The following is a 22,107-nucleotide window of genomic DNA, read 5'->3' as shown; positions in this document are numbered from 1 at the left end:
GGTCAATAAGGGTGCGTGTTCGCCGTCGAGTTGCACTCTCACTCGTCGTTATCTCACGACGGCCGTGACCCCATCGAACTGCTTCTGGGACAGGCACAGGCCATCGATCTGGACGCGTTGGCTATCACCGATCACGACGAGATCGAGGCCAGTCTATCGGCCGTCGAAAAGGCCGAGGAGTACGGTCTCGTCGGCATCCCCGGTATGGAGGTCTCGACGGCCGCCGGCCACGTCCTCGCACTCGGGGTTCGCGAGGTGATCCCGCCCGGCCTGTCGTTCGGGGAGACGCTCGACCGCATTCGCACGCTCGGCGGTATCGCAGTCGTCCCACACCCGTTTCAGGAGTCTCGGAGCGGCGTCCTCGCGAACGTCTCCCAAGAGACGCTGACAGCCGCCGACGCCATCGAAGTGTACAACTCACGACTGCTGACGGGACGCTCGAACCGTCAGGCCGAACGGTTCGCTCGCCGCAACGGCATGCCGATGACCGCTGGCAGCGACGCACATATCAGCGAGATGATCGGGCAGGCCGTCACCCGCATCGACGCGGCCGAGCGCAGCGTCGACGCAATCCTCGACGCCATCCGCCAGGGTCGCACGACCGTCGAGGGCAAGCGAACGCCCTGGCGGATTAGCTTTCGGCAGGCCGCCGGGGGCGTGAAGCGTCGTGTCGAGCGCCGACTGTCCGACCTCCGATGATCGACGGCACCGACCCGGCGACCGTTCGTGCCGCGCTCGACAGTGCCGACCCGCTGCCCGGAACCCGAGGGTTCGCGGGCCGACTCGACGACCCGGACGCCGACGCGACCGCCCCCCGGTCCCCGTTAGTCCGGGACGTGCTCGGCCGATACCCGTGTTTCTCCGATGCCGACGACCCGACCACCTGGAGTGCCGACCCGACCGGGTTGACCGACCCAGAACCGGTACCCCCGGGACACGTCCGCACCGTCGACGGCGACGAACACGTCTGGACGCTCCCGGAGCCACCCGCGACAGACGACGACGCCGCGGCCGTCGACAGGGTCCGGCAGGCCGTCGACGTGAGTACCGCAGCCGTAGCCGAGGACGGACTCGCGGTGGCCTTCTCCGGCGGCGTCGACTCGGCCATTCTGGCCGCCAGACTGGACGCACCGCTGTACGTCGCCGGCTTTCCGGACAGCCACGACGTGGCAGCCGCCCGTTCGGCCGCCGCGGCGATGGATCGGGACCTCACCGTCGTTGAACTCACCCACGAGGACCTCGAACGCGCCGTCCCCGACCTCGTCCGTGCCACTGGACGAACCAACGTCATGGACGTCCAGATATCGCTTGGACTCTATCTCGTGGCCGAACGCGTCGCCGCCGACGGCTACGACCGCGTGGCGGTTGGACAGGGTGCCGACGAACTGTTCGGCGGCTACGCCAAGGTCGCCGGCGCCTCCGACGACACCCGCCTCACCGCCGAGACGGTCCGGGGTGCCCGCCGCGAAACCGTCACGACACTACCGGACCAGCTGGAGCGGGACGTACTGGCGTTGCGGGCTGCGGGCGTCGAACCTGTCGCGCCGCTGTTACACGACCGGGTCGTCGCAGCCGCGCTCCCGTTATCCGGGCGTCTGCTCGTGGCCGAACCCGGCCCGAACGAGGAACGGAGTGACTGCGAGCGGAAAGTCGCGCTCCGGCGGGCGGCAGCTCCGTGGCTCCCCGAGAACGTCCTTCGGCGAGAGAAGAAAGCCGTTCAGTACGGCAGTCTGATCGCTCGAGAACTGGATCGGCTGGCCCGGCAGGCCGGCTACAAACGCCGGATGGGCGAACACGTCAGGAAGTACGTCCAGTCGCTGGTCGCGTAGCCGTCACCGGCGACCGGTGCTCGGGAAAAAGCGTCGCAGGCGTTACTTCGCGACCGTGTCTTCGGCTTCCAGCAGTTCGTGGTAGCGGTTGCGGATGGTAACTTCGGAGATACTGGCGACTTCTGAAACCTCCGACTGGGTCACCTTCTCGTTGGCCAGCAGGGAGGCGGCGTAGACGGACGCCGCTGCCAGCCCGACGGGAGACTTCCCGGAGTGGACGCCTTTCTCCTTGGCGGAACTCAGCAGTTCCCGGGCCCGTCGCTCAACTTCCTCCGAGAGGTCGAGGTCGGAGGCAAAGCGGGGCACGTAGCTCTCGGGGTCTGCCGGCTGAATCTCGAGGCTCAGCTCTCGGACGACGTAGCGGTACGTCCGGGCGATCTCGTCTTTGTCGACACGGGAGACGCTGTCGATCTCGTCGAGACTGCGCGGTGTTCCGGCCTGGCGTGCGGCGGCGTACAACGAAGCCGTCGCGACGCCCTCGATGGATCGGCCCGGCAGCAGGTCCTCGTCCAGCGCGCGTCGGTAGATGACGCTGGCGGTCTCGCGGACGTTCTCGGGAAGACCCAGCGCGGAGGCCATGCGGTCGATCTCGCCCAGCGCCTGCTTGAGGTTACGCTCTTTCGAGTCCCGAGTTCGGAACCGTTCGTTCCAGGTACGCAGGCGCTGCATCTTCTCACGCTGGCGTGAGGACAGGGAGTTGCCGTACGCGTCCTTGTCCTGCCAGCCGATGTTCGTCGACAGCCCCTTGTCGTGCATCATGTTCGTGGTCGGGGCGCCGACACGTGACTTCTCGTCTTTCTCCTTGGCGTCGAACGCACGCCACTCCGGCCCAGGGTCGACCTCGTCTTCGGAAACGACCAGCCCACAGTCCTCACAGACTGTCTCGCCGCGTTCGGAGTCGGTTGCTAGCGAACCGCCGCACTCCGGACAGACGACCTGTTCTTCGTTTTCCCGCTCGTTCGATTCCGTCGAATCTTCGCGCGTGCGCTCGCGCTCGCCCGAATACTCTCTGATGGTGGTGTCGGTCATTGGTTAAATCGGCGGGCGCTGATGCCCGAGAAACTCTCTGAAGCAATCTCATATTGTGGGTGCGCCAACTTAAAGGTTCCGGCATTCTGACGGGCCCTGCGCACCGATTTTGGCCGTTCAGGGCCTCTCCCTGCGCGGGCGCGCCCGCGAGCGACCGAATCTACGACCGAAAGCCAATGTACCGAAACCCTTACCGCCGGTCCGGGCCTGGCCGCGAGTATGAGCGATTCGGCCGTCGAACCCGAGGACGTGCGCCACGTCGCCTCGCTGGCCCGCGTCGACCTCGACGACGAGGAGGTCGACCGGTTCGTCGAGCAGTTCGCGGACATCCTCGATTACTTCGAGACGCTGGACGAGGTTCCGGAAGTCGACTCCGAGACGGACCTCGCGAACGTGATGCGGGCCGACGAGGTCCGTGACTCTCTCGACCAGGACGAAGCGCTACGGAACGCCCCCGAGGACGAGGACGGCTTTTTCAAGGGTCCGAAGGTTTCCTAATGTCGCACAACGCCTACATCACCGACGAACGAATCGAGGCGGACGACGGCGGCCCGCTGGCAGACCGGACCGTCGCGGTCAAGGACAACATCTCCACCGAGGGGGTCCGGACGACCTGTGGCTCGGCGATGCTCGAAGAGTACGTCCCGCCCTACGACGCGACGGTCGTCGAGCGCCTCACGGCCGCCGGCGCGACCATCACCGGCAAGACAAATATGGACGAGTTCGGGATGGGTACAACCACCGAAACCTCCGCGTTCGGTCCCACCGAGAACCCTGCCGCACCGGGACACGTTCCCGGTGGTTCCTCCGGGGGCTCGGCGGCGGCCGTCGCGTCCGGTGACGCCGACCTCGCCCTGGGCACCGACACCGGCGGCTCCGTCCGCTGTCCCGCCGCGTTCTGTGGCGTCGTCGGTATCAAGCCCACATACGGTCTCGTCTCACGGTACGGCCTCATCGCCTACGCGAACTCCCTGGAACAGATCGGCCCCATCGCGCCCTCGGTCGCGGAGGCGGCCGAACTGCTGGAGGTCATCGCCGGCCCCGACGACCACGACGCGACCACCCGTGATGCCAGCGAGGAGGGCGCGGACACCGACTACGCCGCTGCTGCCGACGACGACGTCACGGGCATGAAAATCGGCATCCCGACGGAACTGGTCGAGGGTGCCGACGAGGCGGTCGTCGAGACCTTCTGGGACGCCATCGACGACCTCGAAGCACAGGGTGCCAGCTACCACGAGGTCGACCTGCCCTCGGCCGAACACGCCGTCGAGGCCTACTACGTCATCGCCATGTCAGAGGCCTCCTCGAACCTGGCGCGGTTCGACGGCGTCCGTTACGGGCCGAGCCCCGACTACGAGGGCAACTGGAACGAGGAGTTCGCAGGCGTCCGTGAGGAGGGCTTCGGGGAGGAGGTCAAGCGCCGCGTCCTGCTGGGCACCTACGCCCTCTCGGCGGGCTATCACGACAAGTACTACAAGAAAGCACAGGACGCCCGCGCCTGGGTGAAAGCGGACTTCGACGAGGCCCTGACCGAGGCGGACGTGCTGGCCTCGCCGACCATGCCCGTCCCGCCCATGCAGATGGGCGAGAGCCTCGACGACCCGCTCACGATGTACCTGGCCGACGCCAACACGACACCCGTCAACCTCGCGAACCTGCCGGCCATCTCCGTGCCTGCGGGCGAGACCGACGACGGCCTCCCCGTCGGGATGCAGTTCGTCGGGCCGGCGTTCGGTGAGGTGGATATCATCCGGGCCGGGAGTGCGCTGGCCTGAGGGTCCCGATTGCTCCACGGAGCGTCCTCGTTCCCCCGCGCCCCGTTCTCGCTGGTCGAAATAGGCCACCGAACCCGAGAGGGCCACCGGACGTTCGCCGTGTTCCAAGTCGTCGCTTCAGCCGCCGGGCACGTCGCGAAGTTCGTGGCCACCGAGGTCGACACAGCACAGATCGGTGTAACCTCTCGCCCTGACACGGCTCACGCCATCGACTCACACGGGGGCTGGCGAACGGTTCTACGATACAGACACAATGAGGCAGGCAATCTACAGTTCGCCGCCGAGCGACGGTTCCCTCGTCGGCGCGGTACTGGTGTTGCGACTGGCCGAAATCAAACAGTGAGACCGTGACAGGGTCGACGAGCGGATAGAGGCTCACTCGCGTCCGTGCGGAGGGGGACCAGCCATGGGCGACTGTCCGGGTTCCCCTGCCTCCCGATGACAGTTACTCTTCGTAGGCGAGGTTCATCACCCACTGTGAGAACGCGTCGGAGTGAGGGTCGACCTCCTCGTCGCCGATGAACGGCGAGAGCATGTCGCTGGCCATCAGCAACGAGAAGTTCAGGTCGCGGGGGGCAGGTGTGAGGTGATAGGTGTTGTGGCCCTCGTAGACAGTCTCCTCGCGCTGAATGAGACCTTTGTCGGCGAGCGACTCGACGATGCGGCTCCCCTTCCGAGAGGAGACGTCGAGTTCCTTCCAGAATTCGCTCTGGTGGATGCCACCGGTCTCCCGGACGAGTTCGAGACCGCCGCGCTCGTCCTCGGTAAGTTCGGATTCGGGCATAACCATACCCACTCTGGGACTGTCTGCGGTTTAAAACTGACTTTCGACGCGGCGGTAGTCGGTCTCACAGGGTGGTCCGTCGGCGAAGCGGTAGTGACTCCCCTTTGGACCGATGGTCAACAACGACGACGAGCGCGTCCCGAATCGATCCCGGTGGATACAGACGCCGTACTCGTGGTCTGCGATTACGTCTCCGGCGCGTTCGACCCACGCGCCGGCCTGCTCGCCGGGTTCGGGCTGGAGCTCCGTGCGGACCGCGGCGGCATTGCCGGCCTGCTGACGGCCGTCCTCGGTCCGTTCCCCGGGAATCCGCACGTCGTCGCTCGCACCGACGTTGACGACGACCTGGACGCCGGGCTGAAAGTTCCGAACCGCGAGTTGGCCGTCCCACTCCAGCAGGAGAGCGGCGGTCTCGTCGGCCAGGGCGAGATTGAACCCGTCGAACTCGTGATCTCGGACCTCGTTCTCGACGAAGCGAGCGGCTTCCTCTGCGCTCTCCTTCCGAAGGGCGTCCCGCGTTAGCAGGCCGCGCGACCGCTCGCCCGCCAACTCGACGTCGGTCCAGCGGTTCGTGATGCCGACGAACAGTCCGTGTTCGTTGTGTCCGATCCAGGTGCCGCCGGCTTCGCTGTCACGCGGCGCGACCACCGCAGGCGCATCGTCGAGCCGCTTGGGCGGCTCAGAGGGGCGGTCGACCATCTCGTCACGGTTGGCCGCGACGGCGACGGGCGTGTCGGCGAACACCTGCCAGGCGAGAACGAGTGTGCACACGAATCTGCATAACCACCGTGTCCGCTTAAACTGTCGGTAGATGTGCGGTCGCGCCAGGCTTATTCTCCTCCCTCTCGAAGCCGCTCTAGCACCCGCGCCCGGTCGACGGTCCCCGAAGCCGTCCGCGGCAGTTCGTCGACGAATCTGACCGTCCGTGGACATTTGAACCCCGCCAGCCGCTCCCGACAGTGAGACTCGACGTTCTCGACCGAGAGTGACACCTCGTCTACCGGCACCACCAGCGCCGCGACCCGTTCACCCCACTCGCTGTCGTCCAGTCCCACGACAGCGGCCGTCCGGATGTCTGGGTGGTCCCGCAGGACCGCTACGACCTCGCCGGGGTCGACGTTCTCCCCCCCGGTGACGATCCGGTCGTCCTTGCGGTTGTGGACCCACAGCCGCCCGTCCTCGTCCCGGGAGCCGATGTCGCCGGTGTGCAGGCCGTCCGGACCGAACGCGTCGTCGGTGACGTCGGGTTCGAGATAGCCCGGCGTCACCGTTGGCCCTGAGACGACGACCTCGCCCCGCCCGCCCGCTGGTGCCGGGTCGCCGTCCTCGTCGACGAGCGTGACAGTGGTGTTCACCAGCGGCTGTCCAACGGTTCCTTCGTGAGCATTTACCTGCTCCGGTGTCGCTGTGGCGATCTGTGAGGCCGTCTCGGTCATGCCGTATGTCGGGTAGGCCGGAACGCCGCGGTCCCGACAGCGAACCAGCAGTTCCGCCGGGGCGGGTGCGCCGCCGAGCAGGACGAACCGCAACTGCTCGGACGGTTCCCACCCCGTATCCAGCAGTCGCGTGAGCATGGTTGGGACGAGCGAGACGCCCGTAATTCCGAACTCGTCGAGAACCGCCGCCGTCGACTCGGCGTCGAACGCCCGCTGAATCACGGCCGTCGAGCCGTACAGTGCGGACCGGACGACCGGTGCGAGTCCACCCATGTGGTAGGTCGGGAGACAGCACAACCACCGGTCACCGGGCGAGACGCCCAGCCGGAAGGCCGACGCCGTCGCGCTCGCCAGTAGATTGCCGACGGTCAGCCGGACGCCCTTGGGCTGGCCCGTGGTTCCGGAGGTGAACACGACCAGTTGTTCCGTGCCGGGGCTCAGCGTGGCCGGCTCGACGGGACCGCCGTCGAGCGTATCGAGTGCTCGGGCGCGCTCACGCTCCGGCGCGTCGACGGACGCCACAGGGCCGTCGAAGATTTCGAGAGCCACTCTCTCCGTGTCGCGCTCACAGACCAGCACATCCGGTGCAGTCCGCTCGACCTGCTCGGTCAACTCGGCGGGCGTCAGCCGGACGTTCAGCGAAACGACCGACGAGCCCAGTCGCTCGGCTGCGAAGAACAGTTCTGCGACGGCCGGTCGAGTGTCGATCAGGACGGCGACCCGGCCGGGTTCGTCGCCGTCCGACAGCGCGGCGAGCGCCGTTGCCCACCGACCGACTGCGGCGTCGTACTCGCGATAGCTCTGTGTGTCGTCGCGGTCGGCGTCGACCAGTGCGGTCCGGTCCGGCGTCGCGGCAGCGCGGGCGGCGACGAGGTCCTCGACGGGCCAGTCCATCACTCGTCTCCGAGGTCGACTCCCAGCCCCTTCGCCTGCGGCACTTCGATCTGCCCGTCGGCGACCGGTGCGGGGTCGGGAGCGAGGTCGTCAGCGAGCCAGTCGGCCGTCGCCAGGCCACAGGCCGGAACCTCGGGGATGGCGGCGGCGACGTGGACCGCGGCGGTCCGGGCGACGACGCTGTCGATCGTCGTCGAGACGACCGGCGTCACGCCGGCCTGTCTGGCCTGCCGCGCGACGCTTCTGGCCCTGTCGGGGCCGCCAAGCGCCATCGGCTTGAGAACGAGATAGTCCGCGGCCTCGGCGGCAAGCAGTTCCGTCACGGCTCGGCCAGCTACCGACTCGTCGAGCGCGAGAGGGACCTCGTTGCCCCCGTTCCGGAGGCCAGCGTGAGCCGCCACCTCGTCGGCGGGCATAGGTTGCTCGACGTACTCCAAGTCGAACGGTTCCAGCGCATCCATCGCGCGCTCGGCCTGCGCACGGTCCCACGCGCCGTTGGCGTCGGCCCGCAGCGCCACGTCGTCGCCGACGACTTCCCTCACCCGCCGGAAGCGGTCGGCGTCCTCGTCGACGCTTCGCGCGCCGACCTTGATTTTCACGCAGTCGAAGCCGTTCTCGGCGGCCCTCGTGACCGCTCTCGCGGTCGTCTCGCAGTCGGCGTCGCCCACGGTGGCGTTTACCGGCACCCGACGGACGAGTCGTTCGTTGCCGAGGTAGCGGTACAGCGGCGTGTTGTCGAGTCTCGCTCGGGCGTCGGCTAGCGCCAGCGCCAGCGCGTGACGGGCCGCCGGCTCGGACGTCTCCCCGAGGGCGACGCCCCAGTCCTCGTCGCCGGCCAGTTCCGGTGCCCAGTCCAGGGCGTCCCGGCAGGCGTCGAGCGATTCCGTCCAACCCGGGAGCGGTGCGGCTTCGCCGACACCCATCCGGTCGGCGTATTCGACTCTGACGAGGAAGCCCGTACGCTTCTCGATGGTTCCGCGAGCGGTCGAGAGCGGCCGTGCCAGGTCCAACTGGTAAGATTCGATGTCGATCATGTCAGTGCCAGTCCGGTCGCGAACAGCGCCGAGTGCGCCGCCAGTAGCTGGCCAGTGCGTTCCAGCGCCGGATTGAGTGCCGCGCCGTCGGTGCGTTCCATGACTGTCGCCCCTACTCTGGCCGCCAGCGGCAACGTCGCCAGTGGCAACAGCGCCGGGAGGCCGAAGGCCGGGTCCAGTGCGAACAGGACGGGGACGACGTAGGCCATCCCGACCATCGCCAGCCACTCGACCCGGCTGAACGTGTAGCCAAGCAGCACCGCGAGCGTCCGCTTTCCGGCCGTGGCGTCCTCCTCACGGTCCCGAACGTTGTTCGCGATCAGGATTGCGGTCGAGAGCCCGGCCGCCGGGAGGCTGGCCACCAGCGCGGCCGCGGTTACGGTGCCCGCCGGAATCCCTATCGCGAGCGGCTCGACGGCCGGCAGGACGGCCGCTGCCTGCACGTAGTAGGTCCCGACGACGGCGATTACGCCGAAGTACAGAAAGACGAACAGGTCGCCGAGCCCGCGGTAGCCGTACGGGTAGGGACCACCGGTGTAAGCGATGCCGGCACCGATGCTGGAGAGCCCAACCACCAGGATAGGGAGGCCGCCGATGTACACGAGATAGAGGCCGACGACGACTGCGAGCGCGTATGTGGCGGCCATCGCCTGCTTGACGCGCGTGGGCTCGATCAGTCCGCCGGCGGTTACCCGCGTGAACCCCTCGCGGTCGGCCGAGTCGGTCCCCTTGACCGCGTCGTAGTAGTCGTTGGCGAAGTTGGTTCCCACCTGCAGGAGGAGCGCTCCGAGCAGCGCCGCTGTCGCCGCGGCCGGCGCGAACACCCCATCGTGGAGCGCCAGACCCGCCCCAACGACGACCGGCGCGGCCCCGGCGGGCAGGGTCTGTGGCCGTGCGGCCATCAGCCAAGCTCTCGTTCGCGACACCTCGGCCTCTGCCGTTGCCATTACCGCACAGTTGGTGGTCCAGCCGTGTGAAGGTTGCCAATTCGTATGTGCGTTGTGAGCAGTAGACACTGCATTGCGAGGCGGTCGCCCGATGTGCCTGTGAATCAGTCTCGCCCGAGGCGAACGGCCACGAGTGCCAACGCGACGGCGGCGACCACTGGACCGAACCCGGAGCCAGCGGCTGCCGTTCGTGTACTCGCGGAGTCGGGTTCGGCCTCGTCCTCGTCGGTCTCGGCCGTCGGGAGGTCTCCGGTGTTCCGGTCTACTCTCTCGCCCTCCCGATTCCGTGATAGCTCGACGGACTCGTAGTCGGACCCACCGTACTCGTCGGTGAGGCTCGCCTCAACGAAACCGCCGCGTTCCTCGAACCCAAACTCGACCGCCCGGCCGGTCAGGACGGTGCCGTTCGGGAGCCGCCAGCGGACCGTCGTGTTCCCGACGTCGTTCGTCACGTTCGCCAGGAGACGGGTCTCGTAGCCGTCGCCGTACGGCTGTGACGAGACGTGTTTGACCGACAGCGCGAGGTCAGGCGGGTCGTTCCGACGGGTCTCGACCGCCCGCGAGGTGGTATCGGTCTGTCCCGCACCGTCCACGACCGTCAGGCCGACCTCGTAACTGCGGTTTCGTCCGGCGAACGTGTGGACGGCCGTCGCGTTCGCCGTCGTCACATCCGGTTGGCCGTCGCCGTCGAAGTCCCAACGGTACCGGTCGATGGCCCCGTTATCACGGCTGTCCGCGGCCGACAGCGTCGTCGGTTCTCCGGCGGCCACCAGTCCTGACGACGGCCGAGAGATCACCGCCGACGGTGGCGTGGTATCCGTCACCCTGATAGCCGTGGTCGCCTTCGCGGTGTCGGTTCGTCCCCCGCCGTCTTCGACCGTGATGCGAGGCCGAACGGTGCCGACCGTCGCCGGCACGTACCGCAGGACCGGCGTCGTGGTTGTGCGTTCAGTCGTGCCGTCGCCGTCGGTGTCCCAGTGGTACCGCGCGACGCCGAAGTTGTCGGTCGACCCGTTCGCGGAGAGCGTGACGGTCGTGTTCCCGACCGCTGCTCGCTCACTGCCGACCGCGATTGCGGCCGTCGGCCCCACGAAGTCGATCCGGGTCGCGTAAGCGTCCAGGTCCTCGCCGCTCGTCCGCGCACCGACGGCGACGGTCGTCCCGTTTCGTGCCGGGAGCAGTCCGTTGACCTCGGTCCCGTGGACGCCCCGCCACAGCGCCTGGCCGCTAGCGCCGAACCGGGCCACGATACCGGTCCCGTTCCCCGTCTCGCCTGCGGCGAGTACCGTCCCGTCCGGGCCGCGGGCCACAGCGTTGACCTGGCCACCGCCCGGGAAGGGCTGTCGGGTCCACACCGGACTCCCTTCGTCGTCGAGTCGGGCTAACCAGCCGCTCTCTCCGCCGGTGCCACCGACGACGACGTCGTCGCCAACCGTCGAGAGCGCCCGCAACTGGACCGACTGCTCACCGACCCTTCGGCTCCACCGGCGGTCACCCTCGCCATCGAGTTCGGCCACGTAGCCGCTCGCCTCTCCGTCGCCCGTCTCTCTGGTCCCGGCGACCAGAACGCCGTCGTCGGTTGCCGTCCCGGCCCGGAGGGTGACGCCCTGTGGTGGGCTGTTGGTCCACGTGCGGTCGCCGTCGCCACGGGCGGCCTCGACAGCCCAGACCTGCCCGGAGCCGACGGCGACGACGTGGGTCTCGTTCAGCGGCAGGACGTCGTAGAAGGCACCGTCGCCCCGTGCGTACCGCCAGGTGTGAATGTCGCGGGTGTTGTCGAACAGGAGGGACTCGCCAACGCCGGTCATCGACGGCGCGTTCGTCGTCCCCGCGAGGACGTAGCGACCGTCGTTGAGTTTCAGCCCGTCGTGGAGGACGCGAGTGTGTGTCGCCGCGTGCATGTACGACCGTCCCCAGGTCTGTCGACCGTCTCGGTTCGCCTCCGCGGCGTAGGCGACTACCTCGTCGCCGTCGAACTCGTCCCAGCCGGTCCCGACCAGCAGGAGTCCATCCCGTGTCCGCGCGACGCCGTAGAGCCGCTGATCGTCTGTCTCACCGAAGTTGGTGAAGTAGCTCTCCGACCAGAGGCTCCCGTTGTCAGTGGGGGCGGCCGCGGACTGACCGGTCGCGGTGCCGGCACCCGTGAGGGCCACGACCGCCACCACGGCGAGAGCCGCGACCATCCCGGTCCGTGCGATACCTGTCACAAGACGGGATAGTCACGCAATCGGTAATAACTAATCGGACCGTTCAGTAGTGCCAGGGGAACTGCGAGAAGTCCGGATCCCGACCCTCGACGAAGGCGTCCCGGCCTTCCTGAGCTTCCTCGGTCATGTAACCGAGCCGGGTCGCCTCGCCGGCGAAGATTTGCTGGCCGACCAGCCCGTCGTCGGCGAGGTTGAACGCGTACTTGAGCATCCGGATCGCGGTGGGGGACTTCGTGTTGATCGCTTCGGCCCAGGCCAGCGCAACCGCCTCCAGTTCCTCGTGAGGTACGACCTCGTTGACCATACCCATCTCTTCGGCTTCGGACGCGTCGTAGGTTTTCCCGAGAAAGAACACCTCACGGGCCTTCTTCTGGCCGATCTGCTGGGCGAGCAGCGCGGAGCCGAAGCCGGCGTCGAAGGAAGCCACGTCGGGGTCGGTCTGGAGGAACTTCGCGTGTTCTTCGCTGGCCAGCGTCATGTCACAGACGACGTGTAGCGAGTGGCCGCCACCGACGGCCCACCCTGGAACAACGCAAATGACGGGTTTGGGCATGAACCGGATGAGTCGCTGGACTTCGAGGATGTGCAGGCGGCCGGTCTTCCCCTCTCCATCGTACTGGTAGCCGTCCGGCCCCCGCACGGTCTGGTCCCCGCCGGAACAGAACGCCCAGCCGTCGTCTCTGGGTGACGGGCCGTTGCCAGTCAGGAGGACACACCCCACGTCGGTCTGGCGTTTGGCGTGGTCCAATGCGACGTATAGTTCGTCCACCGTCGGCGGGCGAAAGGCGTTGCGGACGGCCGGCCGGTCGAACGCGATACGGACCGCGCCGGTGTCGGTCGCGCGGTGATACGTTATATCCTCGAAATCGAACTCCGCGACGGCTTCCCAGCGGTTCTCCTGGAAAAGTGCGGAAACCATACTTTGACTCGGTCCGGTGTCGTCAAATAGGTTCCCGGTCGCGACCGGTTTCAGCGCCGAGAGTACGGGGGAGATTTATCAGCGTTCTCTCGTATAGATAGGTAGACGAATCCAAGCGGTTCGACCGCTCAGTGTCGCCCGATAACTACCCCACCCTCGCCCCCCTACCCGATGCACGCCCAATCCACGTTCTACGACGTGCTCGACGTGTCGCCCGACGCGTCCCGCAGCGCTATCCAGGCTGCCTACCGCGAGAAGGTCAAGGAGACCCATCCCGACGTGAGCGACCGTTCCGACGCGGAACAGCGGTTCAAACGCGTTACTCGGGCCAGAGAGGTGCTAACGGACCCGGACGAACGGGCGCGATACGACCGGCTGGGCCACCGTCGGTACGTCGACGACACGGGAGCGGCCGACGCGGACCGGTCCCACAGCGGGCCGCAATCCGACGGCACGACGGGTCGACACGACACCGACCGGTCCGCTGACCGGGCGGCCGACGGTACCCACTCCGCGGGACGAGAGGACGCTGATCCGGGGCGCTCCGAACGGACGACCGGGACAGGCGACGCCGCAGCGCAGGGAAGTGCCGACGCGACAGAGTGGCAACAGACGGGGAGCCAGCGTGGCGGTGCGAGCGCGACCACGGCCGGTTACGCCACACGCACCGAGTACAAAGAACAGTCGTTCGACCGCGTTCGGGTCCCGCTGACACCCCAGTCGCTCATTCAGGTCGGGACGATGTTCGCGCTCTATCCCGTGTTTCTGTTCGCCTCGCTGTTCCCACTGTTTCCGGCGGCAGTCAACATCGTCGTCGGACTCTGTACGCTGTTCGTGGTCGCCTATCTGCTCTCGATTCCGGAGGTGGGCATCGCCGTATTCGGCGGCTGGGGCGTGCTGGCGCCAGCCGTCCTGATCGCCCTGCCCGACATCGGCATCGTCTCGCTGGTCGGCGTCGTCGCGCTGACCGCCTGCTGGGTCCCGTTCGGGCTCTCGGTGCTGACTCGGGCCGCCCTCCGGACCTGACCGGGGCCCAACGCGACCGTCGTCACGAGAGTCGGTCGAAGACGTCCCATGCAGGGTCACTGTCCGGCGACTCGAGCGCGTCGCCGTCGACGACGACACCCTCACCGTCGGTCACCGACCCGACCACGGCCGCAGGTGTCCCGCGCCGTCGCACTGCCTCGGCCACCGTGTGCCCGTCACCCGATCCGACGGCGATCAGGAGCGTCCCGGCGCTGGTCACCGTCCACGGGTCGACATCAACGGCGTCGCAGACGGCTTCGACGCCCGGCCCGACCGGCACTCGGTCGGCGTCGACCTCGAACCGGACCCCCGCGCCGCGAGCCATCTCGGTGAGTCCGCCGGCGACACCACCTTCCGTCGCGTCGTGCATGGCGGTGACGTCGCCGGCCTCGAAAGCGACATTGGCGTCTGCGACGGCCGCGATGTCGTCGACCCGCTCCTGTGCGGTCGCCACGGTTCCGGCGTCGAGGCCCAACTGCTCCGGGAACAGCGTCGCGAGCAGCCCGGTCATCTCCGCCGCCGGGCCCGTGGTCATCACGATCTCGTCGCCTGGGGTAGCGCCGTCGGGCCGAACCAGATCTTCGGGGTCGCCGACGCCCAGGACCGTCGCGCCGCCGACCCAGGAACTGTCGACACCGGCATACCGTCCCGTGTGTCCCGTGACGATGGCCACGCCGAGCCGTTCGGCGTGACTCGCGAGTCCGGCCCACGCCGCGGCCAGTTCCTCGTCGCTCCAGGTCGGTGGAAGCGTCAGGCTGATCGCCAGGTGTGTCGGCGCGATGCCGGAGACGGCCACGTCGGTCAGAACGACCTCCAGCGCGAGGCGACCCGCCCGCTCGAACCCGAGGTCGGGTAACAGTGAAATCGGGTCGGCCGCGATGGCGACCGCACGACCACCCACCTCCAGCACCCCAAAGTCGATTCCGTGCTGTGGCCCCAGCGTCACGTCGTCTCGGCTCGCCCCCAGCGACGGGTAGATTACGTCTCGGAACGTCTCGTCGTCGATCTTTCCAAGGCCGGTCATCGGTTCACCTCGGTCGCGTCCACGTCTGCTCCGGTCGAGAGGACGTGAACGTCCTTTGCATCGAACCGGAGCGAGACGGCCCCCGCCGGTGCGCTCGTGCCTCCGGTCTTGACGATGACCGGCCGCCCGTTCCACCGACAGTGAACCCGGTATGCGTCCCCGAGGTACTCCACGGTTTCGACGGTCGCGCGCTGCCACGTCGCGCCCTCGGACCCGGACGCCCCAGTCGTCGGTCCGTCCCTGCCGGTCGCCGGGTCGGCCAGTTCCTGTAGCGAAACCGCTTCCGGTCGGACCGAGACTGTCGCCGGCTTCCCCGCCGCCGTGTCGGTCCGCTCCGGGAGTGGGAGTCTCGCGGCCCCGCCGACTGAAATCTCGTCGCCGGCCTCGCCGACGACGCCGTCGAAGACGTTGTTGTCGCCGACGAACTCCGCGACGAAGCGAGTAGCTGGCTCGCGGTACACCCCCTCCGGCGTCCCGAGTTGCTCGATTCGACCGTCGCGCACGACGGCGACGCGGTCGCTGATCGCCAGCGCCTCGGCCTGGTCGTGGGTGACATAGACGGTGGTGATTCCGAGGTCGCGCTGGATCGACCGAATCTGCACTCTGAGCCGTTTCCGAAGTCGGGCGTCCAGCGCCGACAGCGGCTCGTCGAGCAGGAGGACGTCGGGTTTCGGGGCCAGGGCACGGGCCAGCGCGATCCGCTGGCGCTGGCCGCCCGAGAGTTGGTCGGGCGCTCGGTGCGCGACGCTCCCCAAGTCGACCAGGTCGAGCAGCTCCGCCACCCGCTCGTCGTCGGGTTCGGGGAGGTCGTGGAACTGCAACCCGTAGGCGACGTTCTCCCGGGCGCTCATGTGAGGAAAGAGTGCGTAGTTCTGGAAGACGACGCCGACCCTGCGCTCCTCTGGTGGTTCCTCCGTCGCGTCGCGCCCTTCGATCCGCACTCGGCCCGCAGTCGGCGTCTCGAGGCCGGCGACCGCGCGCAACAGCGTCGTCTTGCCACAGCCTGACGGGCCGACGAGCGTAAAGAACTCACCGTCGGCAATCGACAGCGACACGTCCGAGAGCGCCCGGACGTCGCCGAACGAGACCGTCAGGCCCTCGACGCCGACGCCGCCGTCCGGTCCCGACATCACTGCCACCTCCCGCCAACGCGGTCGATCAAGACGAAACTGACGGTCGTCACCGCCAACAGGACCGTGCCCATCGCCGTCGCCGGGCCGAGGTTCGGGCCCAGCGAGCGGGCGCCGACGTACCGTTCGAGCGCGACCGGCATCGTCGCAGTGTCGACCCCCGTCGAGAGCAGGACGGTCGAGTCGAATTCGCCGACGCTGATGGCGAAGGCAAAGGCCGCGCCGGCCACGAGCGCCGGCGCGACCAGTGGCAGTTCGACGTCCGTCAGGACGGCCGTCCGGTCGGCTCCGAGCGAGCGCGCGGCCTCCCCGAGCCGGTCGTCGACCGAGCGGAGGGCCGGGGTGACGCTCCGGGACACGAACGGGTACGCCGCGACCGCGTGAGCGGCGACGATGGCGACTGGACCGGTGACGGTGAGGCGGCGGCCGAACACGGTCGTCCCGAACACGAGCGTCTGGAGCAGCCCGAGGCCAAGTACAATTCCGCTGACCGCCAGTGGAGCCGTCAGCAGTGCCTCGGCGGCGCGAGAGCCACGGCCCCCGCGCGTGGCGACGATGGCGACCACTACCCCCATCGGAATCGCCACGAGGAGCGTCCCCACACCGAACAGCAGCGAGTTGACTACGGCCGGGAACGGCCGGACCGTCCCCGCGGCCGTCGAGGCCTGTCTGGCGAGCAGAAACGCGTAGTAGTCAAGCGTCGGCCCTCCGGCTGGCGTCGTGACACTCTCGACGACGAGACTCACCAGCGGTCCCGCGAACAACAGGAGGACGACACAGCCGTACCCGAGCAGGGCGAGCCGCAGGGGGTCGGTGAGCGAGCGCACTCCATCGACGAGCGGCCGTCGGGAGAGGCCCCGCTCCGCCCTGCTCGACCCGGTCCGTCTCGCCTCGTACTGCAGATAGACGTACAGCAGTCCAAGCGAGAGTGCGGTCTCGATGGCCCCCAGTGTCGCCGCCTCGGCCAGGTCGAGGCTCTGGACGCGTGCGAACAGCCACACCTCGACGGTGGCCAGTTCCAGCCCACCGAGTGCGAGGACGATGGGGAACGACATGAAGGTGAACACGAACGTCAACACTGCGGCCGTCGCCAGCGCGGGCAACAGTTGTGGGAGCGTCACGTCGCGGAAGGCCCGCACGGGCGACGCCCCGAGCGTCCGGGCGCTCTCGACACGGTCGGCGTCGACGGACTCCCAGGCCGCGGTCACGAGCCGCGTCACCAGCGGCGCGTTGTAGAACGCGTGAGCGAGGACGACGATTTCTACGGTGAACGTCAGTCCAACGGGGCCGAGCCCGGCGACTCCGAGTATGTCGTTGAACAGTCCGGTCCGGCCGAACATCGCCAGGAAGCCGACCGCGACGAGAATCGAGGGCAGGACGAACGGAAGGATGGTAACCGACCGGAGGAATCGCCGACCGGGGAACTCGAAGCGGGCGAGAACGTACGCACCGGGGAGGCCGACGACAACACTGACCACCGTCGAGAGCAGCGCCTGGTAGGCGGTGAATCCGAACAGGCCGAACTCGACGGCCGGTGCGCCGGCCGCGAGCCACGCCGCGACCCCCGCTGGAACTGCGGCGGGGTCGGTGACGAGCGTGTGTGCCGCGCCCGTGTAGAAGGGGTCGCCCAGCACCGAGCGGACCGGAGCGAGTGCGAACCGTCCGTCGACGCTGAACGCGTCGGCGAAGACGCTGGCCACAGGGTAGTAGAAGACGACGACGAGTGTCGTGACCGTCGCGGCGACGCCGACCCACAGCGACCAGCCGTCCCGGGTGGCCATGGTTACCCGCCCGCAATTTGGCGCGCCCACGCCTCGATCCAGCCGTCGACATCGCCGGCGAGTTCGTCGTAGCCGAACGTTACCGCCTCGGGCGGTCTGAGCGCGAACTCGCCGAAGTCACCACCCGGTTCGACCCCCTCGACCGCCGGGAACTGCACGTTCCGTACTGCGATCTCCTTTTGTGCCGCCTCGGAGAGGACGAACGACATGAACTCCCGGGCCAGTTCGGGGTCGTCGGCGTCGGCGAACTGCGCCATTCCTTCGGGGTTCGCGTAGCCTTGGTCGTTCAGGAACCCGACCTGGTGGCGCGACATATCGACGCCCTCGCCGTTGTAGTACACCTGGTCCGTGGAGTACGAGACGACCATCGGGGCCTCCCCGTCCGTGTACGCCTGATAGGCCGGCTCCCAGTCCGAGAGCACCTGGACGCCGTTGTCGGCCAACCCCTCCCAGTAATCGAGGTAGCCCTCTGGCCCCTTCGCGTCGATAGTCCACAGCAGGAACGCCCGGCCGGGGTCGGACTGCTGGGCGTTCTGGACGATCAGCGCGTCCTCGTAGGCCGGTTCCAGCAACGCGTCGAACGTCCCCGGTCCGTCGACCTCGCCCTCGTCGTAGACAAGACTGATGAACCCCGTATCGTAGGGGATGACGCGTCCATCCGGGTCGAACGACAGCGACGGGTCCACCGCGTCAGCCCCCTCGACGTCGCCCTCGACCGTCGCGAACAGTCGCTCGTCGAGTTGCTCGTCGGCCCGGACGAGTTCGCCGGTGTTCAGGCCGACGAACAGGTCGGCGTCGACCTGTGCGCCCTCGGACTTGCGTTGGACGAACCGGTTGACCCCGTTCTCCGGCGTCTGAAACTCGATTGTCGCGTCCGAACGCTCCTCCTCGAACGCCGACTTGAGCCAGTTGCCCGCCGTGTCCTCCCCCGTGAACGAGGAGTAGGTCGCGATGGTAAGCGTCCCAGTTCCTGTGTCCGACGAGTCACCGATACACCCTGCCGTCGCCGCGAGCCCTGCCGCTGCGAGCCCGGTCCGTGAGAGAAAGTTGCGTCGTTGCATTACCCGGTTGTCCAACCGGGTCGTACTTGAACGCTGGCTTTCGTGGACGGACTGGATTGCCCGTCTCACTCGCTCAACGGTCCGATTCGGCCTGCTCAACCACGCGCCGGTGTATCGCCTCCCGCGTCCGGTGGCTCGCCTCGGCGTTGAAGACCACTTCGACGACCTGCGTGCCGTCCATCTCCTGTGCCTCCTCGAACGCCTCGGCGAACTCGTCGGGTCGCACACGCTGGAACGCCAGGCCGTAGAGGTCGGCGGTCGGTTCGAAGTCCAACCCGTGGGGTGTTCGGAACTGCTCGGTAAACGGCGGGTCGAAGTCCTCGATGGGGAGGATGTGGAAGATACCGCCGCCGTCGTTGTTCACGAGGACGATGGTCGCGTCGACGCCACAGCGAGCCAGAGAGAGCAGACCGTTCGTGTCGTGGTAGTACGCGAGGTCGCCGGTGACCAGCACCAGCGGGTCACCGGTCGCGCTCCCGGCACCTAACGCCGTGCTCGTGATCCCGTCGATGCCGCTGGCGCCTCGGTTGCCGAGTACCGTCAAGTCGGTGGCCCGCGGCCGGCCGAACCGGTCCAGGTCACGGACCGGCATACTGTTAGAGACGAAGAGTGTCGCGGGGTCTGGGACGCGTTCGGTGACCGTCGCCAGCACCTGTCCCTCGAAGGGTTCGTCGGCGCGCGCGTCGTCGACCAGGTCCCAGTAGTCGCGCTCAGCACTGGCAAATCGCTCGCGGTACCCGCTGTCACCCGTGTCGGTCACCCCGTCGTCGAATCGTTCCGCCAGCGCCCGCGCCAACCGCGAGGGGTCCGCGACCAGGTGATCGGTGGCGGTGAACTCGGCCTCCCGCCAGCCACCGGCCGGGTCGACGACGAACTGCCGGTCGGCCCGGTCCCGAAGATACTGCCGGAGGACCTTCGACGTCGGGGAGGCGCCGAATCGCATCACGACCGTCGGGTCGGGCCAGTCGCCTGCTCCGTCGAGATAGGAGTCGTACCCGCCACAGACGGTCACGCCTGCTCGGTCGAGGTGGTCGCCGAATCGCAACCCGGAGAGGGGGTCGGCGAGGACCGGGAACCCCGTCGCCGCAGCGAGGTCGGCCACCGCTTCCGGGCCGAGGCCGGGTGCGTCGGCCGGTCCAGCGACGAGCAGCCCGCGGTCGCCGTTCCGCAGAGCCGCTGCCACGTCGTCGACCTCCGTCTCGGTCAGTTCCGGCCGTCCCGCGGTTCGTTCGACGTACGGACCGTCACGGCCCTCGACTGCGAGAGGAGCGCGGTCGGCCAGGCCCCCGGGCACATCGCCGTCCACGTCGACCGGTTCGAGCGGCTTTCGGAACGGGCAGTTGAGATGGACCGGACCGGCTGGAGTGGCAGTCGTCGCGCCGACGGCCCGGTCTATCGTGGTCCGAAGCGAGCGGAGTTTCCGGTCCGTCGGCTCCGGTTCCGGGAGGCTGCGGTACCAGCGGACCGAATCCCCGTACAGTTTCTCCTGGTCGACGGTCTGGTTGGCACCGCTGTCGGCGAGTTCGGGCGGGCGGTCGGCGGTCAGCAGCAGGAGCGGGACCCGCGACTGGCTGGCTTCGATCACTGCCGGGTGAAAGTTCGCAGCGGCGGTCCCGGAGGTACAGACGACCGCGGTGGGGTCGCCGGTCCTACGTGCCCGGCCCAGCGCGAAAAACGCCGCCGAGCGTTCGTCGAGCACGGAGAACGTCTCGAACTCGCTGTGGTCGGCGATAGCGACGGTCAGTGGCGTCGAGCGACTGCCCGGGGCCAGCACGGCACCCGACACGCCGGCCGCGGCGAGTTCGTCGGCGATGACTCGGCCCCACAGCGTGTTGCGGTTGGGCGCGGTCATCTGCGTTCGAGTTCGTCGAGGATCGGGCGGTACTTGTGCTCGACCTCGTCCCACTCCTCGTCGGGATCGGAATCGGTGACGACGCCGCTGCCGGCGAATAGCGTCGCCGTTCGACCACCAGCGACGCCCGACCGGATGCCGACGGCGAACTCGCCGTCCCCGTCACTGTCGAACCAGCCGACTGGCGCGGCATACCAGCCGCGCTCGAAGGTCTCGGTGTCGCGGATGACCTGCCAGGCACGCTCCGGCGGGAGACCACCGACGGCCGGCGTCGGGTGGAGCGCCTCGACGATGGTGAGGACGTGTTCGTCGTCCGATAGCGTCGTCGTGATCGGCGTCTGGAGGTGCTGGATGTTCGTGAGCTTTCGGACGTCCTGCTCGCCCTCCGAAACCTCGCCCAGCGGTGCCAACTGGTCCATAATCGCGTCGACGACGAGTCGCTGCTCGTGCTGGAGCTTCTCGCTCTCGAGTAGCGACTGTGCGTGGTCGGCGTCTTCCTCCGGCGTCTCGCCCCGCGGAACCGACCCGGCCAGCGCCTCGGTCTGGACCCGGCCGTCGGCCAGTTTCACCAGCCGTTCCGGCGGCGGGCCAAAGAAAGCGGCCTCGTCGGTCGGCTGGACGAGGAACCGGTAGCAGTTCGGGTAGGTTCGACGGAGCCGTTCGAGCACGTTCGGCACGTCGAGTTCGTCCGCGAGGTCGACCGACAGCGCCGTTGCGAGGACGACTTTCCGGAGATTACCGTCGGCGATTCGGTCGATGGCCTCGTCGACCTGCGTGGTCCACCGGACTTTCGTGGGCGTGACCTCGGTGTGCTCGACGCCCGGCGGACCGCCGCTCGGACACATCGAGGGAAGTATCTCTAGATTCTCTCGGGTGCGCTCCAGTCTGGCGGCCACGTCGTCGGGGGACACGTTCTGTCCGTAGTCCCTGACGGTCAGCCAGGTGGTGCCGTCCGCCCGCGTTAGCTGCGTCTCGGGGAGCAAAAACGCCGCCGCCGGGAACCCGGTCCAGGGCGGCGCTGGGTCGTGGTTCTCGTTGAACGCCAGCCCTCCGAGGAATCGCGGTCGCGTCTCCGTCGGCCCAGTGCGGTCCACGTCGCCGAAGACCGCCGCAGCCGCTTCGCGGAGTCGAGTGAACCGGTCCGGTCCACGAGCGGTCAGTGTCACTGCGGCACCGCTACCGACCATCTCGAGACCATCCGGCGCGGCCCAGTGGAGCCGCGGGGTCGGATGGCTCGCCAGGAACGCCCGGTAGGACACGTCCGGTACCTCGCAGGTACGACTGACAAGCACCGCACCCGCGCGTGGACCCACTCTCTCCTCGCGTTGGGCCGGTTCCATTCCACTGATTCTCAGGGTCGGTCCCTCTTGAGACTG

19 protein-coding genes are annotated in these 22,107 nt (G+C 68.1%); 5 read left to right on the top strand and 14 right to left on the bottom strand.

The genetic code is table 11. The features are described 5' to 3' along the window. Positions 1 to 15 precede the first annotated feature (15 nt). Together Q0964_RS00245 and Q0964_RS00240 are read left to right on the top strand one after the other, a co-directional pair. Positions 16 to 699 carry a PHP domain-containing protein gene (locus Q0964_RS00245; protein ID WP_299262188.1) on the top strand — a complete coding sequence of 228 codons (684 nt, stop codon included), beginning with the start codon at positions 16 to 18 and terminating at the stop codon, positions 697 to 699. Next, positions 696 to 1,829 (top strand): asparagine synthase C-terminal domain-containing protein, encoded by a 1,134-nt coding sequence (locus tag Q0964_RS00240; protein WP_299262186.1) that lies wholly within the window; start codon positions 696 to 698, stop codon positions 1,827 to 1,829. Before Q0964_RS00245 ends, Q0964_RS00240 begins: the two co-directional genes overlap by 4 nt. Before the next feature lie 42 nt (positions 1,830 to 1,871). Here the strand turns inward: Q0964_RS00240 and Q0964_RS00235 are convergent, their stop codons facing one another. Continuing rightward, the gene (locus Q0964_RS00235) at positions 1,872 to 2,858 is read right to left on the bottom strand and encodes a transcription initiation factor IIB (protein ID WP_299262184.1); all 987 of its coding nucleotides are present in this window, start codon (positions 2,856 to 2,858) and stop codon (positions 1,872 to 1,874) included. Positions 2,859 to 3,077: 219 nt separating this feature from the next. On the opposite strand from Q0964_RS00235, the gene gatC reads away from it, so the two are divergent. Beyond that, complete coding sequence (gene gatC, locus Q0964_RS00230) at positions 3,078 to 3,356, top strand: Asp-tRNA(Asn)/Glu-tRNA(Gln) amidotransferase subunit GatC (protein WP_299262183.1); 279 nt, start codon at positions 3,078 to 3,080, stop codon at positions 3,354 to 3,356. Then, complete coding sequence (gatA, locus tag Q0964_RS00225; protein ID WP_299262181.1) at positions 3,356 to 4,636, top strand: Asp-tRNA(Asn)/Glu-tRNA(Gln) amidotransferase subunit GatA; 1,281 nt, start codon at positions 3,356 to 3,358, stop codon at positions 4,634 to 4,636. The genes gatC and gatA overlap by 1 nt, the downstream gene beginning before the upstream one ends. A 445-nt stretch (positions 4,637 to 5,081) precedes the next feature. Here the strand turns inward: gatA and Q0964_RS00220 are convergent, their stop codons facing one another. From Q0964_RS00220 to Q0964_RS00190, 7 genes are all read right to left on the bottom strand, one after another. Continuing rightward, on the bottom strand, positions 5,082 to 5,426 hold the full coding sequence (locus Q0964_RS00220; RefSeq protein WP_299262179.1) for a helix-turn-helix transcriptional regulator: 345 nt from the start codon (positions 5,424 to 5,426) through the stop codon (positions 5,082 to 5,084). Between the two features lie 24 nt (positions 5,427 to 5,450). Further along, a complete protein-coding gene (locus Q0964_RS00215; protein WP_299262177.1) occupies positions 5,451 to 6,191 on the bottom strand; it encodes an NRDE family protein in 741 nt (246 codons plus the stop codon). A 59-nt stretch (positions 6,192 to 6,250) separates the two neighbouring features. After that, the gene (gene menE, locus Q0964_RS00210; RefSeq protein WP_299262176.1) at positions 6,251 to 7,750 is read right to left on the bottom strand and encodes an o-succinylbenzoate--CoA ligase; all 1,500 of its coding nucleotides are present in this window, start codon (positions 7,748 to 7,750) and stop codon (positions 6,251 to 6,253) included. Next, positions 7,750 to 8,781 (bottom strand): mandelate racemase/muconate lactonizing enzyme family protein, encoded by a 1,032-nt coding sequence (locus tag Q0964_RS00205; protein ID WP_299262241.1) that lies wholly within the window; start codon positions 8,779 to 8,781, stop codon positions 7,750 to 7,752. Before Q0964_RS00205 ends, menE begins: the two co-directional genes overlap by 1 nt. Further along, positions 8,781 to 9,731, bottom strand: a complete 951-nt coding sequence (locus Q0964_RS00200) for a 1,4-dihydroxy-2-naphthoate polyprenyltransferase (protein ID WP_299262175.1) — start codon at positions 9,729 to 9,731, stop codon at positions 8,781 to 8,783. The genes Q0964_RS00205 and Q0964_RS00200 overlap by 1 nt, the downstream gene beginning before the upstream one ends. Before the next feature lie 104 nt (positions 9,732 to 9,835). After that, the gene (locus Q0964_RS00195; protein ID WP_299262174.1) at positions 9,836 to 11,938 is read right to left on the bottom strand and encodes a PKD domain-containing protein; all 2,103 of its coding nucleotides are present in this window, start codon (positions 11,936 to 11,938) and stop codon (positions 9,836 to 9,838) included. 43 nt (positions 11,939 to 11,981) lie between these two features. Then, a complete protein-coding gene (locus Q0964_RS00190; protein WP_299262172.1) occupies positions 11,982 to 12,857 on the bottom strand; it encodes a 1,4-dihydroxy-2-naphthoyl-CoA synthase in 876 nt (291 codons plus the stop codon). 171 nt (positions 12,858 to 13,028) lie between these two features. Between Q0964_RS00190 and Q0964_RS00185 the strand changes: the two genes are divergently transcribed. Further along, positions 13,029 to 13,883 carry a J domain-containing protein gene (locus Q0964_RS00185; RefSeq protein ID WP_299262170.1) on the top strand — a complete coding sequence of 285 codons (855 nt, stop codon included), beginning with the start codon at positions 13,029 to 13,031 and terminating at the stop codon, positions 13,881 to 13,883. Between the two features lie 22 nt (positions 13,884 to 13,905). Here the strand turns inward: Q0964_RS00185 and Q0964_RS00180 are convergent, their stop codons facing one another. From Q0964_RS00180 to Q0964_RS00155, 6 genes are all read right to left on the bottom strand, one after another. Then, a complete protein-coding gene (locus Q0964_RS00180; protein WP_299262168.1) occupies positions 13,906 to 14,907 on the bottom strand; it encodes an AIR synthase family protein in 1,002 nt (333 codons plus the stop codon). Next, positions 14,904 to 16,037, bottom strand: coding sequence for an ABC transporter ATP-binding protein (locus Q0964_RS00175; protein WP_299262166.1), 1,134 nt, complete (start codon positions 16,035 to 16,037; stop codon positions 14,904 to 14,906). The genes Q0964_RS00180 and Q0964_RS00175 overlap by 4 nt, the downstream gene beginning before the upstream one ends. Continuing rightward, positions 16,037 to 17,818: an ABC transporter permease gene (locus tag Q0964_RS00170; protein WP_299262164.1), complete on the bottom strand. Its 1,782-nt coding sequence runs from the start codon at positions 17,816 to 17,818 to the stop codon at positions 16,037 to 16,039. Before Q0964_RS00170 ends, Q0964_RS00175 begins: the two co-directional genes overlap by 1 nt. A gap of 2 nt (positions 17,819 to 17,820) precedes the next feature. After that, on the bottom strand, positions 17,821 to 18,879 hold the full coding sequence (locus Q0964_RS00165; protein ID WP_299262163.1) for a thiamine ABC transporter substrate-binding protein: 1,059 nt from the start codon (positions 18,877 to 18,879) through the stop codon (positions 17,821 to 17,823). A gap of 73 nt (positions 18,880 to 18,952) precedes the next feature. Then, positions 18,953 to 20,731 (bottom strand): 2-succinyl-5-enolpyruvyl-6-hydroxy-3-cyclohexene-1-carboxylic-acid synthase, encoded by a 1,779-nt coding sequence (gene menD, locus Q0964_RS00160; protein ID WP_299262161.1) that lies wholly within the window; start codon positions 20,729 to 20,731, stop codon positions 18,953 to 18,955. Next, positions 20,728 to 22,071, bottom strand: coding sequence for an isochorismate synthase (locus tag Q0964_RS00155; protein ID WP_299262159.1), 1,344 nt, complete (start codon positions 22,069 to 22,071; stop codon positions 20,728 to 20,730). The genes menD and Q0964_RS00155 overlap by 4 nt, the downstream gene beginning before the upstream one ends. Between the last annotated feature and the right edge of the window lie 36 nt (positions 22,072 to 22,107).

The organism is Halorientalis sp., assembly GCF_028275115.1.
Classification (GTDB): Archaea; Halobacteriota; Halobacteria; order Halobacteriales; family Haloarculaceae; genus Halorientalis.
This window is presented reverse-complemented; position numbering and strand designations above follow the sequence as displayed.

What these genes read in the sequence shown, in the direction of transcription:
- Q0964_RS00240 (WP_299262186.1), top strand. Translation starts at nt 696, where the DNA reads ATGATCGACGGCACCGACCCGGCGACCGTTCGTGCCGCGCTCGACAGT.
- Q0964_RS00235 (WP_299262184.1), bottom strand. Translation starts at nt 2,858, where the DNA reads ATGACCGACACCACCATCAGAGAGTATTCGGGCGAGCGCGAGCGCACG.
- gatC (WP_299262183.1), top strand. Translation starts at nt 3,078, where the DNA reads ATGAGCGATTCGGCCGTCGAACCCGAGGACGTGCGCCACGTCGCCTCG.
- gatA (WP_299262181.1), top strand. Translation starts at nt 3,356, where the DNA reads ATGTCGCACAACGCCTACATCACCGACGAACGAATCGAGGCGGACGAC.
- Q0964_RS00220 (WP_299262179.1), bottom strand. Translation starts at nt 5,426, where the DNA reads ATGGTTATGCCCGAATCCGAACTTACCGAGGACGAGCGCGGCGGTCTC.
- menE (WP_299262176.1), bottom strand. Translation starts at nt 7,750, where the DNA reads ATGGACTGGCCCGTCGAGGACCTCGTCGCCGCCCGCGCTGCCGCGACG.
- Q0964_RS00200 (WP_299262175.1), bottom strand. Translation starts at nt 9,731, where the DNA reads ATGGCAACGGCAGAGGCCGAGGTGTCGCGAACGAGAGCTTGGCTGATG.
- Q0964_RS00190 (WP_299262172.1), bottom strand. Translation starts at nt 12,857, where the DNA reads ATGGTTTCCGCACTTTTCCAGGAGAACCGCTGGGAAGCCGTCGCGGAG.
- Q0964_RS00185 (WP_299262170.1), top strand. Translation starts at nt 13,029, where the DNA reads ATGCACGCCCAATCCACGTTCTACGACGTGCTCGACGTGTCGCCCGAC.
- Q0964_RS00180 (WP_299262168.1), bottom strand. Translation starts at nt 14,907, where the DNA reads ATGACCGGCCTTGGAAAGATCGACGACGAGACGTTCCGAGACGTAATC.
- Q0964_RS00175 (WP_299262166.1), bottom strand. Translation starts at nt 16,037, where the DNA reads ATGTCGGGACCGGACGGCGGCGTCGGCGTCGAGGGCCTGACGGTCTCG.
- Q0964_RS00170 (WP_299262164.1), bottom strand. Translation starts at nt 17,818, where the DNA reads ATGGCCACCCGGGACGGCTGGTCGCTGTGGGTCGGCGTCGCCGCGACG.
- Q0964_RS00165 (WP_299262163.1), bottom strand. Translation starts at nt 18,879, where the DNA reads ATGCAACGACGCAACTTTCTCTCACGGACCGGGCTCGCAGCGGCAGGG.
- menD (WP_299262161.1), bottom strand. Translation starts at nt 20,731, where the DNA reads ATGACCGCGCCCAACCGCAACACGCTGTGGGGCCGAGTCATCGCCGAC.
- Q0964_RS00155 (WP_299262159.1), bottom strand. Translation starts at nt 22,071, where the DNA reads ATGGAACCGGCCCAACGCGAGGAGAGAGTGGGTCCACGCGCGGGTGCG.